The sequence below is a fragment of the Mesorhizobium sp. M7A.F.Ca.CA.004.04.2.1 genome, assembly GCF_004022825.1.
Lineage (GTDB): Bacteria > Pseudomonadota > Alphaproteobacteria > Rhizobiales > Rhizobiaceae > Mesorhizobium.
Genome location: NZ_RZPH01000074.1, coordinates 1 through 11,295, shown reverse-complemented (window position 1 = coordinate 11,295; position 11,295 = coordinate 1). Strand labels below are relative to the sequence as shown.

Here is an 11,295-nt window from a genome sequence, read left to right as displayed (position 1 = left end):
CCTCAAGGCCGGCTGGATCACCGAAGACGAGCTTGCAGCCGAAGAAGTCTCGGCTGACGAAGCCGTTGGTGCGTGAGGTGAAACCGCATCGCACCGAACCCGCCCCTGGACGAGATGAACGATCGCACCTGCATCGTTACGCGCAAACAAGCCGAACCGGATGATCTGATCCGGTTCGTCGTCGGCCCGGATTCGGCCGTCGTTCCCGACATCAAGAGAAATCTGCCCGGCCGCGGTTGCTGGGTGAGCGCCGACCGCCTACATATCGACAAGGCTGCGGCGAAGAACCTCTTTGCCCGCGCCTTCAAGGCACAGGTGGTCGTGCCGCCCGATCTTGGCGGCATGATCGACGGGCTGCTTTCCAGGCACGCTCTGGGCATGCTTGGTCTTGCCCGTAAGGCAGGCGCAATTTCGCTTGGTGCTACCAAGGTCGAAAGTGCTGTTCGCGGCGGATTGGCGCTTTTCGTGCTCCACGCGACCGAGGCGTCCGATGACGGCGTGCGCAAGATCAGCCAGGCGCGACGGGCGACAGTCCATCTCGGCGGGCCCGCCATCCTTGCCTACAAACTTTTCTCCGAGGTCGAGTTGAGCTTGGCATTGGGGGGTACAAATGTGATACATGCTGCCGTTCTCGCGGGAGACGCGGGCAGGGCGGTCCAGAAGCGCATGGTTGCGCTCGACCGGTATCGGGGCGGTTCCCCGGACGATCTGGCAATGCTTGCGGCTGTTGCTGACGAAGATGATGCCGCAGAGGATATGGAATGAGCGATACGAAATCGGGTGACGACAATACGCTGAGTGTGACGCCGAAGAAGACCTTGACGCTGAAGCGCCCCGGTATGGAGCAGGGCACTGTGCGCCAGAACTTCTCGCACGGCCGCACCAAGCAGGTCGTCGTCGAAACCAAGAAGCGCAAGTTCTCGATGCCCGGCGACAAGCCGGAGCCTGTTGCCGCCCCCGTCTTCACACCGAAGCCGGCGGTCGTGGCCGCACCCGTCGTGCCGGAAGCACCGAAGGCGCCGCCACCCCCGCCGCCACCGGCCCCGGTCGAGCGCAGCGGCATGGTGCTGAACGAACTGTCGCGCAGTGAAATGGAAGCACGCCGCAGGGCGCTCGAGGGCTCGAAGGTTCGCGAGGTCGAGGACCGCCAGCGCGCCGCCGAGGATGCCAAGCGTCGCGCCGAGGACGAAGAGCGCCGCAAGCGCGAACGCGATGAATCCGCACGCCGCCAGGCCGAGGAAGAGGCGCGGTTGCAGACCGAGGCCGAATCCCGCCGTCGGGCTGAGGAAGAGGCGCGTCGCCGCGCGCCATTGGCTGCCGAACTGGCAACAGTCGATGACGAGGAAGTGGCCAAGCCGAAGCGGGTTGGCGCCGGCGCACCGGTGCGCCGTCCGGTCACGCCCGAAGTGGCGCGTCCGGCCAAGCCGACCAAGGCCGAGGAAGACCGCCGCCGCGGCAAGCTGACGCTGAATTCAGCATTGTCCGACGAAGACGCGCGAGCCCGTTCGCTGTCGTCGATGCGTCGCCGCCAGGAAAAATTCAAGCGCGCGATGCACAATGAGCCGCGCGAGAAAGTCATGCGCGAAGTGATCCTGCCAGAGACCATTACGATCCAGGAACTGGCGCAACGCATGTCCGAGCGCGCGGTCGACCTGGTCAAGTTCTTCATGAAGCAGGGCCAGATCCTGAAGCCGGGCGACGTCATCGATGCCGACACGGCCGAGCTGGTTGCTACCGAATTCGGCCACACGGTCCGCCGCGTCGCCGAGTCCGACATCGAGGAAGGCCTGTTCAACATCGCCGACAATGCCGAGGACCTGGTTTCGCGTCCGCCGGTCGTGACGATCATGGGTCACGTCGATCATGGCAAGACCTCGCTGCTCGACGCGATCCGCAACGCCAATGTCGTCTCCGGCGAAGCCGGCGGCATCACCCAGCATATCGGCGCCTACCAGGTCGAGAAGAACGGTCACAAGATCACCTTCATCGACACGCCCGGCCACGCCGCCTTCACGGCGATGCGTGCTCGTGGCGCCCAGGCGACCGACATTGCCATCCTGGTGGTTGCCGCCGACGACAGCGTCATGCCGCAGACGATCGAATCGATCAGCCATGCCAAGGCGGCCGGCGTTCCGATCATCGTGGCGATCAACAAGATCGACAAGCATGATGCCGATCCGCAGAAAGTGCGCTCCGAACTGCTGCGCCACGAGGTTTTCGTCGAATCCATGGGCGGTGAAGTTCTGGACGTCGAAGTGTCGGCGACCAAGGGCACCAATCTCGACAAGCTGCTCGAGGCGATCCTGCTGCAGGCCGAAATTCTCGACCTGAAGGCCAATCCGGATCGTACCGCCGAGGGTGTCGTCATCGAAGCCCAGCTCGACAAGGGCCGTGGCCCCGTCGCGACCGTGCTGGTGCAGACCGGCACGCTGATGCCGGGCGACATCCTTGTTGCCGGCAACGAATGGGGCCGGGTGCGTGCGCTGGTCAACGATCGTGGCGTGCAGATCAAGGAAGCGCCGCCGGCGATGCCGGTGGAAGTGCTTGGCTTGCAGGGCACACCGCAGGCCGGCGATCGCTTCGCCGTGGTCAACAACGAGGCCCGTGCCCGCGAGATCACCGAATACCGCCAGCGGCTGGCGCGCGAGAAGGCGGTTGCCAAGCATGCCGGCCAGCGCGGTTCGCTTGAGCAGATGATGTCGCAATTGCAGACAAGCGGGCTGAAGGAATTCCCGCTGGTCATCAAGGGCGACGTGCAGGGCTCGATCGAGGCGATCAACGCCGCACTCGACAAACTCGGCACCGACGAAGTGCGTGCGCGCATCGTCCATGCCGGCGCCGGCGCCATCACCGAAAGCGACGTGTCGCTGGCGGAGACTTCGGGTGCCGCGATCATCGGCTTCAACGTCCGCGCCAACGTCCAGGCGCGTGCCGCCGCAGCGGCGGCTGGCATCGAGATCCGCTACTACTCGATCATCTACAACCTCGTGGATGACGTGAAGGCGGCTCTGTCGGGCCTGCTGTCGCCGGAGCGTCGCGAGACCTTCATCGGCAACGCGCAGATCCTCGAGATCTTCGACATCACCAAGGTCGGCAAGATCGCCGGCTGCCGTGTCACCGAAGGCAAGGTCGAGCGTGGCGCGGGTGTGCGCCTGATCCGTGACAACGTCGTCATCCACGAAGGGACGCTGAAGACCCTGAAGCGCTTCAAGGACGAAGTTTCGGAAGTCCCCGGCGGCCAGGAGTGCGGCATGGCCTTCCAGAATTACGAAGACATGCGCGTCGGCGACGTCATCGAGTGCTTCCGCGTCGAGATGGTGACCCGGACACTCTGAGTTCGAGTGACTTGTCCATACCGGGCGGTGGCCGAAAGGCCGCCGCCCGAGGTCTATTGAGAACGACCCATATGAGACATGCGGCACGGTCCCATCCCGCGCCTCACGCTTCAGGATAGAGAAAAATGCCCCGTCCAACCACATCCAGCCCATCCCAGCGCATGCTGCGCGTCGCCGAACAGGTGCGCCATGCGCTGTCCGAAACCCTGCAGCGCGGCGAGATCATCGATCCGCTGATCGAGAACACCGTGGTGTCGGTCTCGGAAGTGCGCATGTCGCCCGATTTGAAGGTCGCTACCGCTTTCGTTTCGCCACTCGGCGCCAAGGATACCGATGCGGTGGTCGAGGCGCTGAACAAGCATGCGAAATTCATCCGTGGCCGTGTCTCCGGCGCGCTGCGGCAGATGAAATTCATGCCGGAGTTTCGCTTCAAGCTCGACACCTCCTTCGACAATTTCGCCAGGATCAACGACCTCTTGAAATCGCCGGAAGTGGCGCGCGATCTGGGTCCTGAGGACCAGCAAAACGCGGACCAGGACAAAGACGACAACAAGGACACCGAATAGTGGCGCGCCGCGGCAAGAAGAAGGGCCGGCCGATCTCGGGCTGGCTGATCCTGGACAAGCCGGTCGGCATGGGCTCGACCGAAGCCGTCTCCAAGATCAAATGGCTGTTCCAGGCGGAAAAAGCCGGCCATGCCGGCACGCTCGATCCGCTGGCGTCCGGCATGCTGCCGATCGCGCTTGGCGAGGCCACCAAGACCGTTCCCTACGTGCAGGACGGCGCCAAGATCTATCGCTTCACCGTCGCATGGGGGCAGGAGCGCTCCACCGATGACCTCGAAGGTCCGGTGTCGAAGGAGTCCGATCTGCGTCCGTCGGAAGCCGAGGTGCTCGCCCTGCTGCCGAAATACACCGGCGTCATCATGCAGACGCCGCCGCAATTCTCGGCCATCAAGATCGCCGGCGAGCGCGCCTATGATCTGGCCCGCGACGGTGCGACGGTCGACATACCCGCGCGAGAGATCGAGATCGGCCGTCTGGACGTTGTCGAGCATGGCGCCGACCATACTGTTTTCGAGGTCGAGTGCGGCAAGGGCACCTATGTGCGTTCGCTGGCCCGCGACATGGGCCGCGACATGGGCTGTTTCGGCCATATCAGCGAATTGCGCCGGGTCGAGGTCGAACCGTTCACCTCGGAGGACTTCGTTACCATCGCCGAGTTGGAAGCTGCCCGTTTCGGCGTGGTGGAGGGAAACGCGGACGCGACTGATATCGCCGACGCTACGGTAGCCGCCGACACGGCAGAGGCTGCCGACAAGGTGGAAGTGCCAATCGACTTCGATGCCATCGATGCGCTCCTGGTCGACACATCGGCTGCCCTCGATTGCCTGCCGCAGATCGCCATCAGCGACGATGCGGCGACCAAGATCCGCCTTGGCAACCCAGTCATCATCCGCGGCCGCGATGCACCGGTGGAAGCCGAGGAAGCCTGCGCCACGGCGCGCGGCAAGCTGGTCGCCATCGGTGCCATCGAGCAAGGCATGTTCAAGCCCAAGCGGGTCTTTGCCGGGTGACGGCTCTCGTCTAACTTCAGTTCGACTCTACGTTCGAGGGGCACATGGCAAAGGCCGAAGCGGTGAACAAACGGGCGCCGGTGAAAACGCGCCGGCCGCCGGTCGGTGCGTCGCCTGGCACGCTGATCGCCGACCCCTCGGCGCGTCGCAGCGAACTCAGGCTGACGCTGATCTCGCCCGAAAAATTCAAGACCATCGAAAATGCCAGCATCGACGACCTCAACACCCATTGCGACAAATGGCCGGTCCTCTGGCTCGACTGCACCGGCCTCGCCAACATCCCGCTGATCGAGGAGATCGGCCGCATTTTCAGCCTGCATCCGCTGGCGCTGGAGGACGTCGTCAACACCGGCCAGCGGCCGAAGGTCGACTTCTTCGAGGACCATGCCTTCGTCGTCGTCAGGATGATCGACGACGTCACCTCGCATCGCTATGAGCAGATCGCCGTCTTCTTCGGCAGCAACGTCGTCGTTACATTCAAGGAGCGGGAAGGCGATCCGTTCGATCCGGTGCGCAAGCGCATCGAAAGTTCGGCGCCCAACCGGCTGCGCGCCCGCGGCGCCGATTACCTCGCCTATGCGCTGATCGATGCCATCGTCGACAGCTATTTTCCGCCGATCGAGGCCGCCGGCGACACGGTCGACAGCATCGAGGACGAGATGCTGCATTCGCCGCACAAGCATCAGATGCGGCAACTGCATGAATTGCGGCGCGACGCCAACGTGCTGAAAGGCGTGCTTTGGCCAATGCGCGATGCGCTGGCGACGCTGATCCGCAACGATGTGCCCTATGTGAAGGCCGAGACCAAGATCTTCCTCAACGACACGCTCGACCATGCGCTGCGGCTGATCGAACTGGTCGAAACCCAGCGCGACATGCTGACCGGCCTGATCGAAATGCACCTGTCGCTGAGCCAGGCGCGCACCAACGACGTCATCAGCTATCTCACCATCGTATCGGTCATCTTCATGCCGCTCACCTTCCTGGTCGGCATCTGGGGCATGAATTTCGACCCGGAGTCTTCGCCCTGGAACATGCCGGAACTGAAGGCCTATTATGGCTATCCCTTGTCGCTGCTGTTCATGGCGCTTGTCGCGTTCGGGCTGATCGCCTTCTTCAAATGGAAGAAATGGCTTTGACAAGGATAAACCTGCCATTTTGGGCCTGAAAAGCCGGCTGGTGAATTGGGCTGGTGTTTTCCGGGGAATTGCACTATATGCGCCGCAGCATAGCGCTGTGACGCTTTGCTTGCACCGGCCCCTGCTGGACGACATCCCGGCTGAGGGCGACCCGTTTCCTCAAACAGATAAGGAAAAACACGATGTCGATTACTGCCGAGCGCAAACAGGAATTGATGGGTGAATTCGCAACCGCCAAGGGCGATACCGGGTCTCCGGAAGTCCAGGTGGCCATCCTTTCCGAGCGCATCAAGAACCTGACCGACCATTTCAAGGACCACAAGAAGGATAACCATTCCCGCCGTGGTCTGCTTGCTCTCGTCTCCCAGCGCCGCAGCCTGCTTGATTATCTCAAGCGCAAGGACGACGCGCGCTACCAGACGCTGATCGAGAAGCTCGGTCTGCGTCGTTGACGAATTGACCGGCGGGCTTTCGAAGGAGAGCCCGCCGGTCGCGCATTCTGCCAGTCGTATCGACTGGCCAGACCCGGTTTCGATCGTGCAGAGGGCACTCGAAACCGCCCATGGACGGTCATGGGGCAGGATTGCAGGACGCTCGCGCGCGCTCGCCGCGCCGAAATTACCCGAGCTTCCCGTTGTCTTGCCCGTGGCTGCCCGAGAAAGGAAGCCAGGGAAAGGGCATCCGCGCACCGTGAAACGGCGCGGCCCTTTCCTCATATTAAGGACAAGACATGTTCAATCACCACAAAGTGGAAATCGAATGGGGCGGCCGTCCGCTCATCCTCGAAACCGGCAAGATCGCACGCCAGGCTGACGGCGCGGTGCTCGCCACCTACGGCGAGACCAAGGTTCTCGCCACCGTTGTTTCGATGAAGGAGCCGAAGCCCGGCCTCGATTTCTTCCCGCTGACCGTCAACTACCAGGAAAAGACTTACGCCGCCGGCAAGATCCCGGGTGGCTATTTCAAGCGTGAAGGCCGTCCGAGCGAGAAGGAAACGCTGGTTTCCCGCCTCATCGACCGCCCGATCCGCCCGCTCTTCGCCTCCGGCTACAAGAACGACACGCAGATCGTCGTCACCGTCGTCCAACATGACCTCGAGAACGATCCCGACATCCTGTCGATCGTGGCCACCTCGGCTGCCCTGACGCTCTCGGGCGTGCCCTTCATGGGCCCGATCGGCGGCGCCCGCGTTGGCTATATCAACGGCGAATACGTGCTCAACCCGCATGTCGACGAGATGCAGGAATCGAAGCTCGACCTGATCGTCGCCGGCACCACCGACGCCGTGCTGATGGTTGAGTCCGAGGCCAAGGAATTGGGCGAAGAGCTGATGCTCGGCGCCGTCATGTTCGGCCACAAGGGTTTCCAGCCGGTCATCGACGCCATCATCAAGCTGGCCGAAGTCGCCGCCAAGGAGCCGCGCGACTTCACCGCGCCGGACTATTCCGCGCTTGAAGCCGAGATGCTGAAGATCGTCGGCGACGAACTCAGCAATGCCTACAAGAACGTCGACAAGCAGAAGCGCTACGCCGCCGTCGACGCCGTCAAGGCGAAGGTCAAGGCAGCGTTCGCCCCGGTCGAAGGCGAAGATGCCAAGTACACCTCCGAGCAGATCGGTTCGGTTTTCAAGGAACTCCAGGCCAAGGTCGTGCGCTGGAACATTCTCGACACCGGCTCGCGCATCGATGGCCGTGACCTGAAGACAGTCCGCAAGATCGTCTCTGAAGTCGGCGTCCTGCCACGCACCCACGGTTCGGCGCTGTTCACCCGCGGCGAGACCCAGGCGCTGGTCGTTGCAACGCTCGGCACCGGCGAGGACGAGCAGTATGTCGATTCCCTGACCGGCATGTACAAGGAGAAGTTCCTCCTTCACTACAACTTCCCTCCCTACTCGGTCGGCGAGACCGGCCGCATGGGTTCGCCGGGTCGCCGCGAAATCGGCCACGGCAAGCTTGCCTGGCGCGCCATTCGCCCGATGCTGCCGAGTGCCGACCAGTTCCCCTACACGCTGCGCGTCGTCTCGGAGATCACCGAGTCCAACGGTTCGTCGTCGATGGCCACCGTCTGCGGCACCTCTCTGGCGCTGATGGATGCCGGCGTGCCGCTGGCCAAGCCCGTCGCCGGTATTGCCATGGGCCTGATCAAGGAGGGCGAGCGTTTCGCCGTTCTGTCCGACATCCTTGGTGATGAGGATCACCTCGGCGATATGGACTTCAAGGTCGCCGGCACCGCCAACGGCATCACCTCGTTGCAGATGGATATCAAGATCGAAGGCATCACCGAGGAGATCATGAAGATCGCGCTGGACCAGGCCAAGGATGGCCGCCAGCACATCCTCGGCGAGATGGCGCATGCTCTGACCGGCGCGCGTTCGGAACTCGGTGAGTTCGCACCGCGCATCGAAGTGATGCACATCCCGACCGACAAGATCCGTGACGTGATCGGCTCGGGCGGCAAGGTGATCCGCGAGATCGTCGAAAAGACCGGCGCCAAGATCAACATCGAGGACGACGGCACGGTCAAGATCGCTTCGTCCAACGCCAAGGAGATCGAGGCGGCGAAGAAGTGGATCCACACCATCGTCGCCGAGCCGGAAGTCGGCGAGATCTACGAAGGTACGGTCGTCAAGACCGCGGATTTCGGCGCTTTCGTCAACTTCTTCGGTCCGCGTGACGGCCTCGTCCACATCTCGCAGCTTGCCAACGACCGGGTCGCCAAGACCTCGGACGTGGTCAAGGAAGGCGACAAGGTCTGGGTCAAGCTGATGGGCTTCGACGAGCGCGGCAAGGTCCGCCTGTCGATGAAGGTCGTTGACCAGGCCACCGGCAAGGAACTCGCCCGCGACAAGAAGAGCGAAGGCGAAGAAAACGCCGCCTGAACGTCTTGAGTTCATGAATTGAAGCGGGCGCGGCTTATGTCGCGCCCGTTTTCATTTCAGCCCCGGTTTTCACTTTCAAATAGCCCAGACAAGTCGAGATCGAACGATGTCCGCCGAGCCGTTGAAGACGCTTTTCCATCCCTTCGAGGCCGAGGCTGTTGCTTTGCCGGGAAAGGGCGAGCGCGTGCTGTTTCTCGGCGCTGAGCCGGGTTTTCGCCTGCCTGAAGGCTTCGAGGCGACGCTTCACCTCGTGCAGGGCTTCCGGCCGCATTTTAGCGCGCTGCAGGCGTCTGGCTGCGCCGTCACCGCGCAAGTGGAAGGCGATGGCTTCGATATGGCACTTGTGCTTGCCGGCCGGCATCGGGGTCTGAACGAAGTGCGCCTCGCGGAGGCGCTTGAGCGTGTGGCGCCGGGCGGCTTGGTCGTCGTTGGCGGCGGCAAGGACGATGGCATTGCCAGCCTGCGCAAGCGGGTCGGCGAACTTGTCCCCCTCGAGGGCCATCTGCCGAAATATCACGGCATCGCCTTCTGGTTACGCCGTCCCGCCGACCTCGCCGCCGCGGAGGAACTGCGCGCCGCCAATCCCGCTCTGCTGGTTGAAAACCGGTTCCGCACCGCGCCCGGCATGTTTTCCTTCGACCGGATCGATACCGGCTCGAAATTGCTGGTCGAGAACCTGCCCAATGATCTGCGTGGCAACATTGCCGATTTCTGCGCCGGCTGGGGGTATCTGGCTGCCGAGATCGCCGTCCGCTCACCGGGCATTTCAGCGCTCGACCTCTATGAGGCCGATTTCGCCTCGCTCGAAGCCGCAAAGCTCCATCTGGCAGGGGTCGGCCAGTCGATCGCCAGGAATTTCTTCTGGATCGATCTGCTGAAGGAACCGGTCGAGAAGCGCTACGACGCGATCGCCATGAACCCGCCCTTTCACCGCAGCCGGGCGGCCGAGCCGGAGATCGGCGCCGGCATGATCCGCGCGGCGGCCAAGGCCTTGAAACCAGGTGGTCGGCTGTTCATGGTCGCCAACCGCCAGCTTCCCTATGAGCCGATCCTGGCGGCCGCTTTTTCGAGCCATGCCGAACTCGCCCGCGACGGCATGTTCAAGGTGCTTGTCGCTCGTCGTTGATACAATGCACCGCGTTCAATGCAGATTGGCGACGCGTCGGACCTCATCGGTGACATGCACGTCGCCGACCCTGATCTTGAGGGGGGCCGGCCTGCCGTACAGGTAGCCTTGCACCACCTCGCAGCCGGCTGCCCTGAGCAGCGTCGCCTGGCTTTCGGTCTCGACGCCTTCGGCAATGATGCTGACGCCGAGCGCGCGCGAAAGCCCGACGATCGTCGAGACGACCGCGCCGGAGCTGGAGTCGGTGTCGAGGCGGCTGACGAAGGACCGGTCGATCTTCAGCTTGCCGAATGAGAAATCGATCAAATAGCTCAAATTGGAATAGCCGGTACCGAAATCGTCGACGGCGACCGAGATGCCCATATCCGCAAGCTCCTTCAGGATGGCGGCGGCGCGGTCGCGGTCCTGCATCATCGCCGTCTCGGTCACTTCCAGCTCCAGCCGCGACGGCTTGATGCCGGTGCTCGTCATGGCGTCGTGCACGATGCCGACGAAGTCCTTGGTCATGAACTGGACGGGCGAGATGTTGACGGCGACGAAGCAATCGTCGGGCAGATGCCGGGCGTCGCTGCAGGCTTTGCGCAGCACCCATTCGCCGATCGGGCCGATCATGCCGGTTTCCTCGGCGATCGGAATGAACTCCATAGGCGGGATCATGCCGCGTTCCGGATGCCGCCAGCGGATAAGCGCTTCATACCCGACGATGCGGCCGGTCGGGAGATCGAGCTGCGGCTGGTAATGAAGGTCGAAGTCACCACGTTCGAAGGCTATGTGCAGTTCGGATTCGATCCATTGGCGATGGTCGGCGACCCTGCCCATTTCGGCATGGAAGACCGACCAGTTGCCGACGCCGCTGGCGCGCGCGTTCTGCAGCGCCAGATTAGAGCGGCGCAGGATGAGGACCGGATCGACGCCGTCCTTTGGCATCGCCACGATGCCGACCGACAGGCTGACCGATTGCAGGTGCGTACCGAGATCATAGGGCTCCATCATCTCGTCGATGAGCCTCTCTATGGTGCTTTCCAAGGACCCCGCGACTTGATTGTCGGGCAGCAGGATCGCGAATTCACCGGCGCCGATGCGTCCGATCAGCGCGCGCGGTGGCACGCACGTCTTCAAGCGCTTGGTGAAGGCGCGGATCAACTCGTCGCCCTGGCTGTAGCCGATGGCGTCATTGATCTGCTTGAAGCGGTCGATGTCGATATCGATGAGGAACATCGGCTCGCCGGTCCGGCTGGTCG

Annotated in this window: 9 protein-coding genes; 8 read left to right on the top strand and 1 reads right to left on the bottom strand. The window is 63.0% G+C overall.

Going from position 1 to position 11,295, the window contains the following annotated elements:
* Nucleotides 1–114: 114 nt before the first annotated feature.
* The 8 genes from EN893_RS05660 to EN893_RS05625 all read left to right on the top strand — a co-directional run bounded on the left by EN893_RS05660 (nt 115) and on the right by EN893_RS05625 (nt 10,054).
* On the top strand, nt 115–765 hold the full coding sequence (locus EN893_RS05660; RefSeq protein WP_127270709.1) for an RNA-binding protein: 651 nt from the start codon (nt 115–117) through the stop codon (nt 763–765).
* Nucleotides 762–3,335: a translation initiation factor IF-2 gene (gene infB / locus EN893_RS05655; protein WP_127270707.1), complete on the top strand. Its 2,574-nt coding sequence runs from the start codon at nt 762–764 to the stop codon at nt 3,333–3,335. Before EN893_RS05660 ends, infB begins: the two co-directional genes overlap by 4 nt.
* A 125-nt stretch (nt 3,336–3,460) precedes the next feature.
* Nucleotides 3,461–3,901, top strand: a complete 441-nt coding sequence (rbfA, locus tag EN893_RS05650; RefSeq protein ID WP_127270705.1) for a 30S ribosome-binding factor RbfA — start codon at nt 3,461–3,463, stop codon at nt 3,899–3,901.
* Nucleotides 3,901–4,911, top strand: coding sequence for a tRNA pseudouridine(55) synthase TruB (gene truB / locus EN893_RS05645; RefSeq protein WP_127270703.1), 1,011 nt, complete (start codon nt 3,901–3,903; stop codon nt 4,909–4,911). The genes rbfA and truB overlap by 1 nt, the downstream gene beginning before the upstream one ends.
* A 44-nt stretch (nt 4,912–4,955) precedes the next feature.
* Nucleotides 4,956–6,050: a magnesium/cobalt transporter CorA gene (gene corA, locus EN893_RS05640; protein WP_128361443.1), complete on the top strand. Its 1,095-nt coding sequence runs from the start codon at nt 4,956–4,958 to the stop codon at nt 6,048–6,050.
* Nucleotides 6,051–6,190: 140 nt separating this feature from the next.
* Nucleotides 6,191–6,502 (top strand): 30S ribosomal protein S15, encoded by a 312-nt coding sequence (gene rpsO / locus EN893_RS05635; RefSeq protein ID WP_269470859.1) that lies wholly within the window; start codon nt 6,191–6,193, stop codon nt 6,500–6,502.
* A gap of 278 nt (nt 6,503–6,780) precedes the next feature.
* A complete protein-coding gene (gene pnp / locus EN893_RS05630) occupies nt 6,781–8,928 on the top strand; it encodes a polyribonucleotide nucleotidyltransferase (protein WP_127270698.1) in 2,148 nt (715 codons plus the stop codon).
* A gap of 106 nt (nt 8,929–9,034) precedes the next feature.
* A complete protein-coding gene (locus tag EN893_RS05625) occupies nt 9,035–10,054 on the top strand; it encodes a class I SAM-dependent methyltransferase (protein WP_127267919.1) in 1,020 nt (339 codons plus the stop codon).
* Between the two features lie 15 nt (nt 10,055–10,069).
* Here EN893_RS05625 and EN893_RS05620 read toward each other — a convergent pair.
* The coding region (locus EN893_RS05620; protein WP_164900727.1) for a GGDEF domain-containing phosphodiesterase at nt 10,070–11,295 on the bottom strand (1,226 nt) is incomplete at its 5' end.